Raw genomic sequence first — 18,426 nt, forward strand, 5'->3', positions numbered from 1 at the left:
ATCTAGCTAATCCGCTTGTCCTCAGGCACCAACGCGTTGATCTGCCTGATATGCTCGGGCAGACAACGGGTGAGGAAATCATAATTCTCAACCACATGCGCCCGCGCCGCCTGGCCAAGATGCGCATGGCCCTCTGGCCGCGCGACCACGTCGACAACCTGGGCGGCGAGCGCGTCCGGATTGAAGAAATCAACCAGCATCCCCGTTTCCCCATGGGTCAGCGCTTCGCGCACCGGAGCGACATCCGCCGCGACAATAGTGGCTCCCATCGACATGGCTTCCAACAAGGACCATGACAGCACGAATGGCATCGTCAGATAGATGTGACAGCGGCTGATCTGCACGAGCTTTTGAAACTCGGGGTAAGGCACCTTGCCGACAAAATGCACCCGGTCCCAATCGACCTCTTGCCCGACCTTGGCCGCCATCTCGCCGCGCAGTCCACCGGGATGGTCGCTCTGTTTGCCATAGGACACGTCGTTGCCGCCAACGATCACCACCCGCGCATTAGGCCGCTCCCGCAAGATGCGCGGCAGGGCCTGCATCATGATGTGAAAGCCGCGCGCTTTCTCCAGATTGCGCGCGACATAGGTGATGATCTCATCGTCGCGGGTAACGGGCCGCGCCAAACGGCCAAGACGCAGGCTGACCTTAGGATCAGGCAAAAGCTTGTCGGTCCGGATACCGTCATGGCAGACGTAAATCTTGTCGTGAAAGCTCTTCGGAAAACGGTCACGCTGCCAATACGTCGGGCAGTGCCCCAAATCGACCGTCTCGATATTCGCCAGCGGCACGAGATTGCGCGCGTGGTTCAGATAGGGCGCATGTTCCGAGATCGGCTCCTCCGGGTCAAACCCCACCATCCCGCCGGTCATGTTGTAGTAGTATTCAAAGTAGCCGATGATCGGCACATCAGGCCAAAGCTGCTTGAAAAAGGTCAGTTCCCCCCACCCCACATGGCCGATGATGATATCGGGGCGAAAGCCTTCCTTGGCTTCAATCTGCTGCGCCGCAGTTACCGCCCCAAAACCGCTGCCCGCGGCCTCTTCCCAGACCTTCGAGAGACCATAGGCTTTTCCATCAGGGCGGTGATGGGGGCGGTAGATGCGTGTCTCTACTCCCGGTATCTGTGGCGCATCGCGTCGCTGCGTCAGAAAATAGATCCGGTGTCCGCCCGCCTGCGCCAACCATTGCACCAACTCCCGGTACTGGCCGGGCATGTTCTGATGCACAAAGAGAAAATTCATCCGTAGTCCTGCTCTTGCCTTGCGCCCCAGTTAGCCGCAAGCGCGCACCTCTGGCAACCAGAGCGGGCGTTTCGCCCGCTTGAACCTCCCACACACCTATGTCACCTTGCGACATGACAGATAAAACGTTCCCCTCTTGGCCCGATGTGGCCGCACAATTGGTCGAAGTCGCCGCCGGACGGCGCGCTGCTGACACGATCATCACCGGTGGCATCTGGGTCAATGTCCATACCCGCGAATGCCTGCCCGACCATGACATCGCCATCTCTGCCGGGCGCATCGCCTTTGTCGGCCCCGACGCCAGCCATTGCCGCGGCGACGATACCCGCACGATTGAAGCGCAGGGCCGCTATATGGTCCCCGGCCTCTGCGACGGGCATATGCATATCGAAAGCACCATGCTCACCCCGGCTGAGTTCGCCCGCGCCGTGATCCCGCATGGCACGACATCGGCCTTCACCGACCCGCATGAGATCGCCAATGTGCTGGGCTTGAACGGCGTGCGCATGATGCATGACGAAGCGCTGATGCAGCCCATCAACATCTTCACCCAAATGCCCTCCTGCGCGCCCTCCGCGCCGGGGTTGGAAACCACCGGTTTTAGGATCACCGCCGAGGATGTGGCCGAGGCCATGGCATGGCCCGGCATTGTCGGCTTGGGCGAGATGATGAACTTTCCGGGCGTCAGCAACGGCGACCCGCAGATGCTGGCCGAGATCGCCGCAACCCAACGCGCGAACAAGACCGTCGGCGGCCACTACGCCTCGCCCGACCTTGGCCCCGCTTTTGCCGCATATGTCGCGGGCGGGCCTGCGGATGACCATGAAGGCACCTGCGAGGCCGACGCCGTGGCGCGAATGCGCCAAGGCATGCGGTCGATGATCCGACTGGGCTCGGCATGGTATGACGTGAAGACCCAGATCACCGCGATCACGGAAAAAGGTCTCGATCCGCGCAATATGATCCTCTGCACCGATGACAGCCACTCGGGCACAATCACCAACGAAGGCCACATGAACCGCGTCGTGCGCCATGCCATCGACTGCGGCTGCGACCCGCTGGTCGCGCTGCAAATGGCAACGATCAACACCGCGACGCATTTCGGGCTGGAACGCGAGATTGGCTCGCTGACACCGGGCCGCCGCGCCGATGTCATCTTGACCTCGGACCTCAAAACCTTCCCCGTAGAGACGGTGATTGCCCGGGGCGAAGTCGTGGCCGAAGACGGCAAATGCCTCGCCGACTGCCCGCACTTCGACTGGCCCGACATGGCGCGCCAGACCGTGAACATGGCGCGCGACCTCTCGGCCGAGGATTTCGACATCCCCGCCCCCGAGGGCGCCAATGCCGTCACCGCCAACGTCATCGGCGTGGTGGAAAACCAAGCCCCGACCCGCGCGCTCAAATTCGAACTGCCCGTCACCGAAGGCCGCGTGCAAGCCACCGGCGAAGTCTGCCAGATCGCATTGGTCGAACGCCACCGCGCCACCGACACCGTGACCAACGCCTTTGTTTCCGGCTTCGGCTACGAGGGCCGCATGGCCATGGCCTCCACCGTCGCGCATGATAGCCACCATATGATCGTTGTGGGCACCGATGCCGAGCAGATGGCCTTGGCCGCGAACCGACTGCGCGAAGTCGGCGGCGGCATCACCATCTTCCGCGAAGGCGAAGAACTGGCGCTCGTCGCCCTGCCAATTGCCGGGCTGATGTCCGACCGCCCTGCCGCCGAGGTTGCCGCCGATGCCGACCGTCTCGTGCAGGCGATGGTCGACTGTGGATGCAAGCTGAACAACGCCTATATGCAGCACTCGCTACTGGCCCTCGTCGTGATCCCGGAACTGCGGATCTCGGACCTTGGGCTGGTCGATGTGCAGAAATTTGAAATTATTCCATTGTTAGAGCCGCAAACATGAGCACCATCCTGACCCCGGACGCCCCGCACCCCGAAGAGTTCCGCGACGCCACCGCCGCCGTGGACCGTTTGACCGAGCTTTACCACAGCGCCACCCAGTTCCTGCGCGACGGCTTTGCCAAGGCGATGCAAAGCAGCGCGCCCGAGGCCCGCATCCGCGCTTTCTACCCGGAGGTGCGCTTTCGCACGTCGTCCTATGCGCAGGTCGACACCCGGCTGTCTTTTGGCCATGTCTCCTCGCCCGGCAGCTTTTCCGCGACGATCACCCGGCCTGATCTGTTCCGGAACTACCTGATCCAGCAGATCGGCCTCCTGATCGAAAACCACGACCAGCCGGTGATCATCGGCCCCTCGACCACGCCGATCCCGGTCCATTTCGCCATGGGCGGCGACAATGCGATGAACGTCCCCCAAGAAGGCGCGGCGGAGTTCACCCTGCGCGATGTCTTTGATGTGCCGGACCTCAGCACCACCAATGATGACATCGTCAACGGCACCTTCGTCCCCGAAGACGACATCCGCCCCCTTGCCCCCTTTACCGCACAGCGCGTCGATTATTCGCTCGCCCGCCTGTCGCACTACACGGCGACCGACGCTGAGCATTTCCAAGCCCATGTGCTCTTTACCAACTACCAGTTCTACGTCACCGAGTTCGAGCAATACGCCCGCGCCATGCTGCGCGATCCCGAGAGCGGCTACACCTCCTTTGTCTCCACCGGCAATGCCGAGATCAGCGACCCCGACGCGCCGTTGCCCGAGACGCTGAAGACGCCGCAGATGCCGACCTACCACCTCAAACGCGCCGATGGGTCGGGCATCACGCTGGTCAACATCGGCGTTGGCCCCTCCAACGCCAAAACGGCGACGGACCACATCGCCGTGCTGCGCCCGCATGCCTGGCTGATGGTTGGCCATTGTGCGGGTCTGCGCAACACGCAGGCTTTGGGCGATTTCGTTCTGGCCCACGGCTACCTGCGCGAAGACCATGTGCTTGACGACGATCTGCCAGTCTGGGTGCCGATCCCAGCGTTGGCCGAAATTCAAATCGCACTGGAGCAGTCGGTGGCCCAAGTCACCCAGCTGGAGGGCTATGAGCTGAAACGCATCATGCGCACCGGCACCGTCGCCACGATTGACAACCGCAACTGGGAACTGCGCGATCAGTCCGGCCCGGTGCAACGCCTGAGCCAATCCCGCGCCATCGCGCTGGATATGGAAAGCGCCACAATCGCCGCCAACGGTTACCGCTTCCGGGTGCCTTACGGCACGCTGCTCTGCGTGTCGGACAAACCGCTGCATGGGGAATTGAAGCTGCCGGGCATGGCGTCGGACTTCTACAAAACCCAAGTGGCACGTCATTTGATGATCGGCATTCGGGCGATGGAGCTGTTGCGACGCATGCCGTTGGAGCGTATCCATAGCCGGAAACTGCGGTCCTTCGACGAAACCGCTTTCCTGTAAGGGCAAAAACAGCAGAAAATCGCATGTTTTCGTGTTTTCGGCACCACAATTCGTTGTGTTATGCCACAACATACCGTTACATTCTGCCCTAGAGGCCCTAAAAAACGGGCAGTCCAAGGAGATAAAAAACATGGCAACCAAACCAATGACCAAGACCCAGCTCGTCGCCGCTCTGGCAGAAGAGATGGACACGGACAAGAAATCCGCAGGCGCAGCGCTTGACGCCGTTTGCAACCTGATCACCCGCGAAGTGTCTGCTGGTGGTGCCGTAACCCTGCCTGGCGTTGGCAAAATCTATTGCCGCGAGCGCCCCGAGCGTATGGTGCGTAACCCCGCGACCGGTGAGCAGTTCAAGAAAGACGCCGACAAAGTGGTCAAGATGACCATCGCGAAGGCGCTGAAGGACAGCGTGAACGAGTAAGCCATCGGCTGAGCGTTTACGAAAGGGTCGCCCGCGGGCGACCCTTTTTCGTTGGGGACGCTGAGGGCCATCGCCTGCCCGCGGGTCGGCGATCCAACGTCGCCTCGTGCTACTTTATGGTTCAGCCTTGGTGAGACTACGCAAAGTCGCACCCAGCCTCACCAAATCGCCTACCCGGTGAGGCGGGCAGGCGATGGCCCGGAGCCTACGGCTTGATCCCGGGCCGGGGGCAGATCGAAACGGAGAACCGCATCCCTATCAGCCCGAGAACTAGTTATCTGAGGGCCAGCGCCTGACCGCGGGTCGGCGATCCGAGGCCAGCTTCGTGCCACTTTGTGGTTCAACCGTGATGAGACTTCGCAAAGTCGCACCCAGCCTCACCAAATCGCCTACCCGGTCGCACCAGAGGTGCGCCCCTAAAAACACGGCACGCCTTTGGCGTGACGGGCGGGCAGGCGATGGCCCGGCGCCTGCGGCTTGATTCCGGGCTGGGGTGGTAGCCTTACCCGTTTTCCCCACCTTGTCCTCTCCCCGCAAACCAGCCATTGCTTAGCAAGTTCAGAACAGGGGGCATCTCATGGACATACGCGCAATTCTCATGGGTCTGGCCTTTGCCGTGATGTGGTCCTCGGCCTTCACCTCCGCCCGCATCATCGTGATGGACGCCTCGCCCCTCCTCGCCCTTTCCCTGCGCTACCTGATCTCCGGTCTCATCGGTGTCGGTATCGCGCTCGCCTTGGGCCAAAGTTGGCGCCTCACCCCCGCCCAATGGCGCGCCACGGTGATCTTCGGCATCCTGCAAAACGCCGTCTACCTTGGCCTAAACTTCATCGCAATGCAGACTATCGAAGCCTCCCTCGCTGCGATCATCGCCTCCACCATGCCCCTGCTCGTCGGCTTCGCCGCCTGGGCCTTTCTGGGGGAAAAACTCCGCCCCCTCGGCATCGCAGGCCTCCTCGCAGGCGTCCTCGGCGTCGCCATCATCATGGGCGCGCGCCTTGGCGGCCAAGTCGACCTCTACGGCCTCATCCTCTGCGCCATCGGCGTCGTCGCCCTCACCGCCGCCACCCTGCTGGTGCGCGGTGCAACCTCGGGCGGCAATTTCCTCATGGTCGTCGGCCTGCAAATGCTCGTCGGCTGTGTCGCGCTCAGCATCGCGACCCTTCTGTTTGAGGCCCCGCGCATCGACCCCAGCCTGCGCCTGACGCTGGCCTTCGCATATACCTGCCTCGTCCCCGGCCTTGCCGCCACCGTGGTCTGGTTCTGGCTGGTCAACCGCATCGGCGCCACCCGCGCGGCGACCTTCCACTTCCTCAACCCCTTCTTCGGCGTCGCCATCGCGGCCATGCTGCTGGGCGAAACCCTCGGCCCCCGCGACATCCTCGGCGTGGCGATCATCGCGGGCGGCATCCTCGCCGTGCAGGTCTCGCGCCAGCGTAAAACGTAACACCTCTGTGAGCCGCAAACCCTTTGAATTCCGTTCCCAGACCCCATCTAATAGGCCAACACCCCATCCGGAGGACGCCATGCCCCAATACGAAAAAACCACCGAAGCCATCGACGCGCTGAGCGCGGAAGAGTTCCACGTCACCCAACGCAGCGGCACCGAACGCCCCGGCACCGGCAAATATCTCAGCAACAAAGAGCCGGGCATCTATGTCGACATCGTCTCTGGCGAACCGCTCTTTGCCAGCGGCGACAAATATGAAAGCGGCTGCGGCTGGCCGAGCTTTACCAAACCGATCGAGCCCGCCTATGTCGAAGAGCTACAAGACGCCTCGCTCGGCATGGTCCGCACCGAAGTGCGCAGCAAACATGGCGACAGCCACCTCGGCCACGTCTTCCCCGACGGTCCACCAGACCGGGGCGGCCTGCGCTATTGCATTAACTCCGCCTCCCTGCGCTTCATCCACCGCGACGACATGGAAGCCGAAGGCTATGGCGAATACCTCAACCAAGTGGAGAACGTAACATGACAACCGAACGCGCAGTACTGGCCGGTGGCTGCTTTTGGGGCATGCAAGACCTGATCCGCCGCCGCCCCGGCGTGGTCTCGACCCGCGTCGGCTATACTGGCGGCGACGTGCCTAACGCGACCTACCGCGACCACGGCACCCACGCCGAGGGAATCGAGATCATCTTTGACTCAGAGAAAACCTCCTACCGCGAATTGCTGGAATTCTTTTTCCAGATCCACGACCCCACCACGATCAACCGCCAAGGCAATGACCGTGGCATGAGCTACCGCTCCGCAATCTACTACGTAAGCGACGAGCAAAAAGCCGTGGCCGAAGACACCATCGCTGATGTCGAAGCCTCCGGCCTCTGGCCCGGCAAAGTGGTGACCGAAGTCGAACCGGTTGGCGATTTCTGGGAAGCCGAGCCGGACCATCAAGACTATCTGGAACGGATGCCCAACGGCTACACCTGCCACTTCCCCCGCGCCGATTGGGTGCTGCCCAAACGCGACGCCGCCGAATAAACGACTGCCCCCGGCCCCGCGCCGGGGGTTCAGCCCACCGCCACGCGCGGACGGCCCGAGGCTTCGACGGTCACATCCGCCTCAACAAAAACCTCCCGCCCCTCGACACCCGCCGTGCGGATATTGCGCGAGACCTGCACCTCAATCTCCGCCGCACCCGCTGACTTTGCCCGCTCCCGTGCGGCCCGCGTCAAAACCGTCTCTAACAGGGCCAAAGCACTCTCCGGATCGCTGAAATCCTCCGGCCCCGCGTCCAAATGCACGCGAAACTTCCCTTCGACCGGCGAGGTCACCGTCCCGCTTTGCCGCATGATGACCCGCCCCACGACCGCGCCGATGGCATTCGCCACGCCCGCATGTTCCGGCAAAATCATTTCGGTCCCAAGCCGCGCCCCCACCGCCGGATAGTAACTCGCCGCCGACGCGCCCAGCCCTACGATAGGCAAGTTCAGCCCCGCATCAATTCGCAACAGCCCCCGATGCCCTGCCAAACCCCGCTGCAACAAAACATGCCGCGCCAAAACCTCCGGCGGAAGGTCGAAACCGGGGTCTTCCTCCGCAAAAGCAGTCTCTAACAAGGCCAAACTGGTCTGATAAATGAGCCGATCGATAATGATCTGCGCAAGCTTTTCAGGCTCCGGACAGAACTTGGCCCCCGATCCCCCGCGCTGCCGCCCGAACAGTTCCAACGCCTTGCGCGCCGCATGCGCATCCCAAGCGTCCAACTGCCCCGCCACATGGCTCGCATCCGAAGGCGTCACCCCCGCGACCTGCACCAAGCCCCGCGCCACCAACCGCGCCAGCGCGCCCTTCTCCATCCGCGACCGCAGGACATCTCCCAAAGGATGCACCGCAGCACCAATCCGCTCCAACAGAGCCGCTTCACGCGGGGCCAGCCCTTCCGCCTCCTGCCCGGACACAGCCCGCACAAAGCGCCCGTCATGCTCGCCCGGCACCGTCCGCCGCAACTGCGCATCAAGTGCCGTGTGGACGACTTCCGGTGCCTCCGTGGCCATCAGCGACACCGGCAAAACCCGCTTCGGCCCCAGCGTCACCCCCGCCATCAGCCCTTCGGCGACGAAATGCACCTCACTGTCCCCGCCCAGCCCATGGGTGCGCATCGCCACTGCTTCGACCATCGTGCGATAGGCCCCGACCTGCGCCCCCGCCGGGTCAATCGCGGGCCGCCCATCGCGCAACAGAGCCACATCCGTCGTAGTCCCGCCAATGTCCGACACCAGCGCATGCTCCGCCCCCGTCAGCCATTTGGCCCCGACCAAGGACGCCGCAGGTCCGCTTAAAATCGTCTCAATCGGTCGCTGCCGCGCCTGCGCGCTCGACATCTGCGCGCCGTCGCCGCGCACCACCATCATCGGCGCGTTGATCCCTAAAGCGCGCAACTGCGTCTCTGCCCGGCCGATCAGGCGGTCAATCATCCCAATCAACCGCGCATTCAGCAGCGCCGTCAGCGCACGCTTCGGTCCGTTCAACCGCGCCGATAATTCGTGCGAGGCCGAGACCGGTCGCCCCGTCACCTCAGCCACCAGTTCCGCCACCCGCACCTCATGCGCCGGGTTGCGCGTGGCGAACTGGCTTGCCACGGCAAAGCCGCTCACATCCCGCTTATGTGTCTCTAAAAAGGCCAATAGCGCCGCTTCATCCAGCGCCGCCACCTCGGCCCCGGCATGGTCATGCCCGCCTGCCAGCAGCAAAGATGGATCGCCGCGCAGCGCCTCTTCCAGCCCATGCGCCGCCAAGTCCCGCGCCCGAAACCCGACGTAGATCAACGCCACGCGCCCGCCTTGCCCTTCAACCAACGCATTGGTCGCCAAGGTCGTCGACAGCGATGCCATCGCAATGTCCGAAGGCGCGAAACCCGACTGCGCCAGCACCGCGCTCACGGCATTCCCGACACCAATTGCCAAATCCGCCCGCGTCGTCAGCGCCTTAGCCGAAGCAATCACCTCCGTCTCATCCCGGATCAACACCGCATCCGTATAGGTGCCACCCGTGTCCACACCCAGTAACACTGTCATTGCCTACCCAAGCCTTTCAGCCGCCCAACGCGCCGCATCCGCGACCGTCGCATCGGCATCCTCCGCCAAAGATTGCGCCACCGGGCGCAGCTCTGCCAGCCCAGAATTGCCGATGGCATAAAGCACATTGCGCACAAAGCGGTCCCGCCCGATCCGCTTGATCGGCGAGCCGGAAAACCGCGCGCGAAACGCGGTATCATCCAGTGTTGCCAGCTCTGCCAGATCGGCAGGCTGCACCGCTGGGCCGTGATAGCGCATGTCGCTCGCCGCCACGGCGAACTTGTTCCATGGGCAGGCGGCGAGGCAGTCATCACAGCCGTAAATCCGGTTGCCCAGTTTTTCGCGCAGCTCCAGATCGACCGGGCCTTTATGCTCAATCGTCAGATAGGAAATGCAGCGCCGCGCATCGAGTTGATAGGGCGCGGGGAAAGCATCGGTCGGGCAAGCGTCCAAACAGGCGCGACAAGAGCCACAGTGGTCCACCTCCCGCGCATCGGTTGCCAGATCGAGGGTCGTAAAAACAGAGCCTAAAAAGGCCCAATTGCCGAACTTCCGGCTCAGAAGGTTGGTGTGTTTCCCCTGCCACCCCAGCCCCGCCGCCTGCGCCAAGGCCTTTTCCGGCACCGGGGCGGTATCCACAAAAACCTTCACTTCAGGCTCCTGCGCGCGCGCCTCTTCCATCAGCCAACGTGCCAGCCGCTTGAGCCGTTTCTTGACGATGTCATGGTAATCACGCCCCTGCGCATAGACGGAAATCGCCCCCTTCTCAGGCTGCTCCAACACCGCACGCGGATCATGCTCGGGCGTATAGCTCTCGGCCAGCATGATGACCGACCGCGCCTCGGGCCACAGCACCGCCGGGTTGCCGCGCCAATGCATGCGCTCTTCCATCCAGCCCATCTGACCATGAAAGCCTGCTTCGACAAAACGGCTCAACCGCTCCGGCACCTCCGGCACGTCAGCGGGGCGGCAGATGCGGCAGGCGACAAACCCTTCCTCCAGCGCCCGTGCCACCACGCGCGCCTTCAGGTCTTCGCTGTCCACAGTCACCCTCGTGGCGCCTCGGACGCCATCAGAAGTCGAGGTTGTTGTATTGCTTGGGCGGCGGGAAGCCCGGCACCTGATCGGCAAGGATCGAGCGGAAGGCCGGGCGCGATTTGATCTTGGCGTACCAGTCCTTGACCACGGCAGAGCGGTTCCAATCCACATCCGAGATATAGTCGAGCGAGGACAAATGCGCCGCCGCCGCGAAATCCGCCAGCGTCATCACATCTCCCGCCAACCAACGGCGGTGGTCGAGCAGCCATGTCATGTAATCGAGATGATATTTGATCGCCTTAGCCCCGGCCTTGACGTTTTTGCTGTCTGGGTAGCCCTGCTTGGTGACCTTCTTGTTCACCCGCTCATAAAGCAGTTTTGACGTCACCTCATGGTGGAACTTGTCGTCAAACCAGCTCACCAGCCGCCGCACCTCCAACCGCTGCACCGGGTCGCTGGGCAGCAGGGGCGCTTCGGGGCGGGTCTCTTCGATATATTCGCAGATCGCCGCGCTTTCGGACATCATGATCCCGTCCAGCCGCAGCACAGGCACTTTGCCCGCCGGGTTACGGCGCAGGAAATCCGGGTCTTGCTCCCAATAGCGTTCCTCAACCAGTTCCACCTCGATCTTCTTCTCGCCCAGGCTCAGCCGCACCTTGCGGCAGAAGGGAGACAAGGGAACATGAAACAAGCGAGCCGTCATAAGAAGTCCGTCTGATAAAAGGGGTTACACTCTTCCATGCCTGTTGGCGTAGGGATTTTCAACTCTCGAAACAGGCGGCGCGACCGTCCGCGCGGATGGTCGCCGCCCCGTCCATGATCTGTGCCGTGCGTTTGCGGGTGAAGTCGCCGGGCTTGGAGGCCGAGCGGTCTTTGGGGTCCGGCAGGATCGCCGCAAGCCGTGCGGCCTGCTTGTCGCTGAGGTCCCCAGCGCTCACGCCAAAGTAATGTGGGGCCGCTGCGCCGACGCCAAAGACGCCCTCGTCGAACTCCGCAACATTCAGATAAACCTCGATAATCCGCCGCTTCGGCCAAAGCGCCTCAACCAGCGGCGTCATCCCGGCCTCCATCGCTTTGCGTATCCACGAGCGCCCGTGCCAAAGGTAGACATTCTTGACCGTCTGCTGGCTGATCGTGGACGCCCCGCGCTCCGAGCCGTTCTCGATCGCCGTGCGGATCGCCTCCATGTCAAAGCCCCAGTGGTTGCAGAAATTCGCATCCTCCGCCGCCACAGCCGAGCGCGCCATAACCGGGGCAATCTGCTCCAGCGGCACCCAGTCGCGCTGCACCCCGCCCAAACGGCGGCTTTCGGAGAACATATAGACCCCGGTCGGCGGATTGACGAAACGAAAGAGCAGCACGAGCAGCACCGCCAGCGCACCCAACAGGAGGATCGCGCCGAAAAACCAGCGTGTGACGCGTTGTTTGAAGGTGATCTGCGGCGCAGCCTTACGGCGACCCCGGCCCTTGGTGGCGGTCTTTTTACGTGTGCTCATGGTCTAGCTATAGGCTGCTGGCAGGCGTTTGTGAACGTTTCTCGCGCGCCGTGATCTCTTGGGCGAGGTAGGCCCCGATCCGTGCCGAGCCGCGTTTGGAGGGATGCACATTGTCGCCTGCAAAGAGCCCCCGGTCGCTGCGGTCGATCACGTCTTCGGAATCGACGAAATGCACGCCGGGGGTGCGGGCGGCGAAGCGGGCGATGCGGGCTTCGATCTCGACCAGATCGTCGCGGCACCCGGCGAAGGAACCGCTGCCAGAGCCTGCGTAATAGCCCATCCACATCACCTGCGCACCGGTTTCCGCGCGGAGCCTTTGCAGGAAGGCCGGTATGCTGCCCTGCCCATCGGGGCTGATGAGCGCGTTGACCGACGCTGCGCAGGCACCGCAGCCGCAGTCGGCGCTCAGGTCATTGGCCCCACCGTTGACCAGCACCCAGTTCCAGCGCCCACCGGGGAACTGCTGTTGGATGTCAAAGCCGACGGCGGAAGCAATGGTCGAGTCGTTGTCGAATTGCGCCCCCGGCACCGCGCGGCTGGTGACGCTGCGGCCCGTTGCGCTGGCGATGACATCGGGGATCGCGGCGCTGCCGTTCCATGCCATGATGGAATCGCCGAGGACGAGAATGTCGCCTGCGCCGCGGGGGGCGGTGTCTGTGCAGGCGGTGAGGCCTATGAACAGGGCCAAGATGATCAAAATTTTCCGCATACCGCCTCCTGTAAGACGGTTGAGGTAGTGCCCCCGGCAATCTCTACCACCCCAGCCCGGAATCAAGCCGCAGGCGCCGGGCCATCGCCTGCCCGCCCGGACGGGTAGGCGATTTCGAAAGACTAGGCGTGCCCTCTCAAGCGCACATCAAGGCCGAACCATAAAGTGGCATGAGGCCACGGAGGATCGCCCACCCGCGGGCAGGCGATCGCCCTCGTCACTCAGCCGGAACCGCCGTCTCTTCAACACTCAACGGCGCGGGCAGATGCACCAACATCTCCTTCGGGCAAACCTGCAAGAAGTTGTGCTTCTCCGTCTCCCAATGCTGCAGAATATCCGCTGCCTTGCGACTACCCGTCTCCGCCAAATGACGCTCGATCAGCCCGTGCAACTGATCCATCCAGTGATCCACCGTCACCGGACAGGTCACAATGGTCTCGGCATTCATCAGCTTCGGCGCCAGCCCATCAGGATCATACAGATACGCCATTCCCCCAGTCATCCCGGCGGCAAAATTCGCCCCGATCTCTCCAAGGATCACCGCCACACCGCCGGTCATATATTCACAACCGTTGCTGCCGCAGCCTTCGATCACCACATGCGCGCCCGAGTTGCGCACCGCAAAGCGCTCACCCGCACGCCCAGCGGCAAAGAGATAACCCGCCGTCGCGCCATAAAGCACCGTGTTGCCAATGATCGTATTCTCCGACGCCACCACCGGGCTGGCCATCGAAGGCCGCACCACAATCGTACCGCCCGACAAACCCTTGCCGACATAGTCATTGGCATCGCCCGAGACTTCGAGCTTCAGTCCCGGCGCCGCAAAAGCACCCAAAGACTGCCCGGCACTCCCGGTCAGCTTCACCGTCAGGTGATCCGGCTGCAACGAATTGCGCATCCCGAACCGCTTGACGATATGGCTCGACACACGCGTGCCCACCGTCCGATGCGTATTCTGCACCGCATAGGAAAGCTGCATCTTCTCGCCGTCCTCCAAGAACCGCGCCGCATCACGCACGATCTGCGCATCCAGCGTATCGAGCACCACCTGACGCGGCTTATCGCGGTCATAGACATTCTCATGCGCGCCATCGACGGTGATCAAAAGCGGGTTCAGGTCCAGATCATCCAGATGCGCCGAGCCTCGGCTCACCTGCGTCAGCAGGTCCGCCCGGCCAATGACCTCATCAAGGCTCCGCGCCCCAATGCTGGCCAAAATCTCCCGCACTTCAGTGGCGTAGAAGGTAATGAGGTTCACCACCTTATCCGCGTTCCCGGTGAACTTGCCGCGCAGGGCTTCGTCCTGCGTACAAACACCCACGGGGCAGGTGTTCGACTGACACTGGCGCACCATGATGCAGCCCATCGCGATCAGCGCAGCGGTGCCGATGCCATATTCCTCGGCCCCCATCATCGCGGCCATGACGATGTCACGCCCGGTCCGCAAACCCCCATCGGTCCGCAATGTCACCCGGTCGCGCAGGTTGTTCATCGACAGAACCTGGTGCGCCTCGGTCAGGCCCATCTCCCACGGCAAACCCGCGTATTTGATCGAGGTCGCAGGCGACGCCCCGGTGCCGCCGTTATGGCCGGAAATCAAAATGATATCTGCCTTGGCCTTAGCCACACCCGCAGCAATCGTGCCAACACCCGAAGACGCCACCAGCTTTACCGTCACCTTACAGCGCGGGTTGATCTGCTTTAGGTCATAGATCAGCTGCGCGAGGTCTTCGATCGAGTAGATGTCGTGGTGCGGCGGGGGCGAGATCAGCGTCACGCCCTTGGTCGAATGCCGCAGCCGCGCGATCAGGTCGGTGACCTTCATCCCCGGAAGCTGCCCACCCTCACCGGGCTTGGCACCCTGCGCGACCTTGATCTCCAACTCTTCACACTGGTTCAGGTACTCCGCCGTCACGCCAAAGCGCCCCGAGGCCACCTGTTTGATCTTGGCACTCGGGTTGTCGCCATTGGACTCCGGCACGAAATGCGCTGGATCTTCGCCGCCTTCACCACTGTCTGACTTCGCACCGATACGGTTCATCGCCACGTTCAGCGTCTTATGCGCCTCAGGCGACAGCGCCCCCAACGACATGCCCGGCGTCACGAACCGCTTGCGGATCGAGGTGATGCTCTCCACCTCCTCCAACGGCACCGGATTGCCCCGCGGCTTGATGTCGAGCAAGTCACGCAGATGGATCGGCGGGTTGCTCTGCATCTTCTTCGAGTATTGCTGCCACATCTGGTAGGACGCTTTGTTGCAGGCCATCTGCAGCATATGCATGCTGCTCGCCTCCCAAGCGTGTTTCTCACCCGACTTGCGCTGCTTGTAGAAACCGCCGATTGGCATGACGACGCCATCGCCCAACCAGCCACGCGCATGAACTTCCTCGGCCTTGCGCTGGATACCGACAACACCGATCCCGCTGATGCGGCTTGTCATGCCGGGGAAATATTCGGCGCACATGGCGCGCGACAGGCCCACGGCCTCAAAGTTCAACCCGCCGCGATAGGACGAGATCACCGAAATCCCCATCTTCGCCATGATCTTGAGCAGACCCTGATCAATCGCCTCACGGTACTTCTGCACCGCTTCGGTCAGCGACATATCCAGCAGCCCACGCCCAATCCGATCCGCCAAGGAATCCTCGGCCAAATAAGCGTTCACCACGGTCGCACCACAGCCCACCAGCACGGCAAAGTAATGCGGATCGACACATTCCGCAGAGCGCACGTTGAGCGAGGTAAAGGTCCGCAGCCCCTTGCGCACCAGATGGCTGTGCACCGCGCTGGTGGCCAAGATCATCGGCATCGCGACCCTGTCTTCGCCGCTATACTGATCCGTCAGCACCAGATGCCCCGCGCCCGAGCGCACGGCATCCTCCGCCTCGGCCCGGATACGCGCCAGGCCGGCGCTAAGGTTGCCGTTGCCCGGCTCAAAGCTGCAATCGATTGTCACTGTATGCACTTTGAACTGCGCCATCAGCTCTTCGAACTGGGCATTGCCGACGAAAGGACTGTCGAGCACCAGAATCTCGGTCTGGCTGCTGTCTTCGTCGAGCACGTTCTTCAGGTTCCCGAAGCGCGTCTTCAAGCTCATCACCCGGAATTCGCGCAAGCTATCAATCGGCGGGTTGGTCACCTGGCTAAAGTTCTGCCGGAAGAAATGGCTCAAAGGCCGGTACTGCCCGCTCAAGACCGCCGACGGGGTATCATCCCCCATGCTCGCCAGCGTCTCTTTCCCGTCCTCGGCCATCGGCGCAAGGATCTGCTCCAACTCTTCAATCGTATAGCCCGCCGCCACCTGACGCCGACGCAGCTCATTGCCCTCAAACAGCGGCTTTTCGGTCACCGCGCTCAACACATCGTCCAGCTCATGGATCTTGCTGACCCAGTCACCAAAGGGCTGGTTGCCCGACAGCTTGTCCTTGATCTCAGTGTCGTGGAACAGCTTGCCCTCGGTCATATCGACCGCAATCATCTGCCCCGGCCCAAGCGCGCCCTTGGCCACGACCCGCGCCTCATCCAGCGGCACCATCCCGGCTTCCGAACCCGCGATCAGCATGCCATCCGAGGTCACCACATAGCGCATCGGGCGCAGACCGTTCCGGTCCAGCCCCGCGCAGACCCAGCGGCCATCGGTCATCGCCAAGGCCGCAGGCCCGTCCCAAGGCTCCATCACCGAGTTGCAATAGGAATACATGTCCCGCCACGCCTGCGGCAATTCCACCGCCAGCTTGGACCAAGACTCCGGCACCAACATCGTCTTCGCCATCGGCGCCGAACGCCCCGCCCGCACCAAGACCTCAAACACCGAATCCAACGCCGCCGAGTCGCTCGACCCCGCCGCCACGATCGGTTTGATATCCTCGGCCATCTCACCAAAGGTCGCCGACGCCATGCGAATCTCATGGCTCTTCATCCAGTTGGTGTTGCCCTTAAGCGTGTTGATTTCGCCGTTATGCGCCAACATGCGGAAAGGCTGCGCCAGCCACCACTGCGGGAAAGTATTGGTCGAATAACGCTGGTGATAGATCGCAAAGGCGCTGACGAATTGGTCATCCTTCAGATCGGGATAGAACTCAGCCACCTGCTCGGCGAGCATCATGCCCTTGTAGATGATGCTGCGGCAGGACATCGACGCGATATACATCTGCGGCACCTGCGCCGCGATGGCAGCTTTCTCGATCCGGCGCCGGATCACATAAAGCTCACGCTCAAAGGTCTCCTCGTCCACGCCCTTGGCGTTGGAGATCAGGATCTGCTCAATCTCGGGCCGCGTTGCATTGGCCTTCTCGCCCAACACGGAAATATCCACCGGCACATGGCGCCAGCCATAGATGTAGTAGCCCATGCGCAGGACTTCGGTCTCAACGATGGTCCGGCACGTCTCCTGCGCGGCAAAGTTGGTGCGCGGCAAGAACACCTGCCCCACGGCAATCAGCTCATCCTCACGCGGCGTATGCCCGGTGCGGCGCACCTGATCGTAAAAGAACGGCACCGGAATTTGCAGGTGAATGCCCGCGCCATCGCCGGTCATCCCATCCGCGTCCACCGCCCCCCGGTGCCAGATCGCTTTCAACGCGTTGATCCCGTTCAGCACCACTTCGCGGGTCTTTTCGCCGTTGACGTTCACCACCAAGCCAACACCGCAAGAGGAATGTTCCTCTTCAAAGCTATACATGCCCTTCTCGGCCATCATCGCGCGTTTGGCTTCTTCGCGGGCTACCCAGGCGTCATCATATTTGGTCATGGCTTGGTTCCTTCCACAAATGCCGCAAATCCTGCTTCGACTTCGGCCTTGGTTTTGGTTTCGTGCTCCCCGGCAAAGGCATAGCCTGCGGGCTTCACATCAATGTAAATCTCGGTTGTCAGCTCTAGCCCGCCGGCGTCATCAACCAGCCCGGCACTAATGCTGTAATAATCATGCCCCGGCAGCGTCAGGTGATACCAAAGCGTCGTGCCACAGGCGTCGCACCAAGCGCGCTCGGCCCAGTCTGACGACGCAAAGCTCTTCACCGGCCCCTCATGGGTCAGGCTTCCGGGCTTCGCGTCGATCTCCAGAAAAGCGCTCCCGGTCCAACGACGGCACATCTCGCAATGACAGGCCCCAAGCGCATCCTTCAGCGGCTCGAAACTCAGCGTCACCGCCCCGCACAGGCATTTACCTTCCAAACGGCTCATGGCTTGTCCTCCACATGCAGGTTGCGCGCCTCGTAATCGGCTTTGCTCACCCGCTCCAAATCACCCGCGAGCGTCACATTGCTCGGCGCACGGTCGGCATAGACCACCCGCGCCAGCTTGGCCCCGCCAAAGCCGTCAAACAGCCCCGGTGCCAGTTCCAGCAGATGCGCATTATCGCCCTCGTGATCGGCAAACCAAACCGCCGTGCCGCAAGTCTCGCACCACGCCCGCTCGGCAAAGGAGGATGACGCATAGGTCCGGATCGGCCCCGCATAACTCACCTGCTCGCGCGGCACCTCAATGCCCATCTGCATGGACCCGCTCCAGCGCGTGCAGGGGTCGCAATGGCAGGCCGAAATCTCACCAAGCGGCCCGGTGACATCGACCGTGACCGCCCCACAAAGACAGTGCCCGTGATGCTTCTCTTCAGACATTCTTCA

The 18,426-nt window shown here is 62.4% G+C and carries 15 protein-coding genes; 6 read left to right on the forward strand and 9 right to left on the reverse strand.

From position 1 onward, the window contains the following. Positions 1 to 2: 2 nt before the first annotated feature. Complete coding sequence (locus BLS57_RS16975) at positions 3 to 1,247, reverse strand: glycosyltransferase family 4 protein (RefSeq protein ID WP_093743841.1); 1,245 nt, start codon at positions 1,245 to 1,247, stop codon at positions 3 to 5. 113 nt (positions 1,248 to 1,360) lie between these two features. Here BLS57_RS16975 and ade point away from each other — a divergent pair, with 113 nt between their 5' ends. The 6 genes from ade (at position 1,361) to msrA (ending at position 7,526) form a co-directional block, all read left to right on the forward strand. Next, on the forward strand, positions 1,361 to 3,163 hold the full coding sequence (ade, locus tag BLS57_RS16980) for an adenine deaminase (RefSeq protein WP_093743885.1): 1,803 nt from the start codon (positions 1,361 to 1,363) through the stop codon (positions 3,161 to 3,163). Further along, a complete protein-coding gene (locus BLS57_RS16985; RefSeq protein ID WP_093743842.1) occupies positions 3,160 to 4,623 on the forward strand; it encodes an AMP nucleosidase in 1,464 nt (487 codons plus the stop codon). Before ade ends, BLS57_RS16985 begins: the two co-directional genes overlap by 4 nt. Positions 4,624 to 4,753: 130 nt before the next feature. Further along, positions 4,754 to 5,044 carry an HU family DNA-binding protein gene (locus BLS57_RS16990; RefSeq protein ID WP_093743843.1) on the forward strand — a complete coding sequence of 97 codons (291 nt, stop codon included), beginning with the start codon at positions 4,754 to 4,756 and terminating at the stop codon, positions 5,042 to 5,044. Positions 5,045 to 5,621: 577 nt separating this feature from the next. Next, positions 5,622 to 6,491, forward strand: coding sequence for a DMT family transporter (locus BLS57_RS16995; RefSeq protein WP_093743844.1), 870 nt, complete (start codon positions 5,622 to 5,624; stop codon positions 6,489 to 6,491). Positions 6,492 to 6,570: 79 nt separating this feature from the next. Beyond that, positions 6,571 to 7,020 carry a peptide-methionine (R)-S-oxide reductase MsrB gene (gene msrB, locus BLS57_RS17000; protein ID WP_093743845.1) on the forward strand — a complete coding sequence of 150 codons (450 nt, stop codon included), beginning with the start codon at positions 6,571 to 6,573 and terminating at the stop codon, positions 7,018 to 7,020. Beyond that, positions 7,017 to 7,526 (forward strand): peptide-methionine (S)-S-oxide reductase MsrA, encoded by a 510-nt coding sequence (gene msrA / locus BLS57_RS17005; protein ID WP_093743846.1) that lies wholly within the window; start codon positions 7,017 to 7,019, stop codon positions 7,524 to 7,526. The genes msrB and msrA overlap by 4 nt, the downstream gene beginning before the upstream one ends. A gap of 29 nt (positions 7,527 to 7,555) precedes the next feature. On the opposite strand, the gene BLS57_RS17010 is transcribed toward msrA, so the two are convergent. From BLS57_RS17010 to BLS57_RS17045, 8 genes are all read right to left on the reverse strand, one after another. After that, the gene (locus tag BLS57_RS17010) at positions 7,556 to 9,562 is read right to left on the reverse strand and encodes a hydantoinase/oxoprolinase N-terminal domain-containing protein (protein ID WP_093743847.1); all 2,007 of its coding nucleotides are present in this window, start codon (positions 9,560 to 9,562) and stop codon (positions 7,556 to 7,558) included. Between the two features lie 3 nt (positions 9,563 to 9,565). Beyond that, a complete protein-coding gene (queG, locus tag BLS57_RS17015; protein ID WP_093743848.1) occupies positions 9,566 to 10,612 on the reverse strand; it encodes a tRNA epoxyqueuosine(34) reductase QueG in 1,047 nt (348 codons plus the stop codon). Between the two features lie 22 nt (positions 10,613 to 10,634). Next, entirely contained in the window at positions 10,635 to 11,303 is a 669-nt protein-coding gene (fzlA, locus tag BLS57_RS17020) for an FtsZ-binding protein FzlA (protein ID WP_093743849.1), read from the reverse strand. Between the two features lie 58 nt (positions 11,304 to 11,361). Further along, a complete protein-coding gene (gene mtgA, locus BLS57_RS17025) occupies positions 11,362 to 12,096 on the reverse strand; it encodes a monofunctional biosynthetic peptidoglycan transglycosylase (protein WP_167356454.1) in 735 nt (244 codons plus the stop codon). Between the two features lie 7 nt (positions 12,097 to 12,103). Further along, positions 12,104 to 12,805 (reverse strand): SGNH/GDSL hydrolase family protein, encoded by a 702-nt coding sequence (locus tag BLS57_RS17030; protein WP_093743850.1) that lies wholly within the window; start codon positions 12,803 to 12,805, stop codon positions 12,104 to 12,106. A 217-nt stretch (positions 12,806 to 13,022) separates the two neighbouring features. After that, positions 13,023 to 17,555 (reverse strand): glutamate synthase large subunit, encoded by a 4,533-nt coding sequence (gene gltB / locus BLS57_RS17035; RefSeq protein WP_093743851.1) that lies wholly within the window; start codon positions 17,553 to 17,555, stop codon positions 13,023 to 13,025. Beyond that, positions 17,552 to 17,986, reverse strand: a complete 435-nt coding sequence (locus tag BLS57_RS17040) for a GFA family protein (protein WP_167356455.1) — start codon at positions 17,984 to 17,986, stop codon at positions 17,552 to 17,554. Before BLS57_RS17040 ends, gltB begins: the two co-directional genes overlap by 4 nt. Beyond that, a complete protein-coding gene (locus BLS57_RS17045; protein WP_093743852.1) occupies positions 17,983 to 18,420 on the reverse strand; it encodes a GFA family protein in 438 nt (145 codons plus the stop codon). Before BLS57_RS17045 ends, BLS57_RS17040 begins: the two co-directional genes overlap by 4 nt. Positions 18,421 to 18,426 lie beyond the last annotated feature (6 nt).

It is taken from the genome of Sulfitobacter delicatus (assembly GCF_900102535.1).
GTDB lineage: Bacteria > Pseudomonadota > Alphaproteobacteria > Rhodobacterales > Rhodobacteraceae > Sulfitobacter > Sulfitobacter delicatus.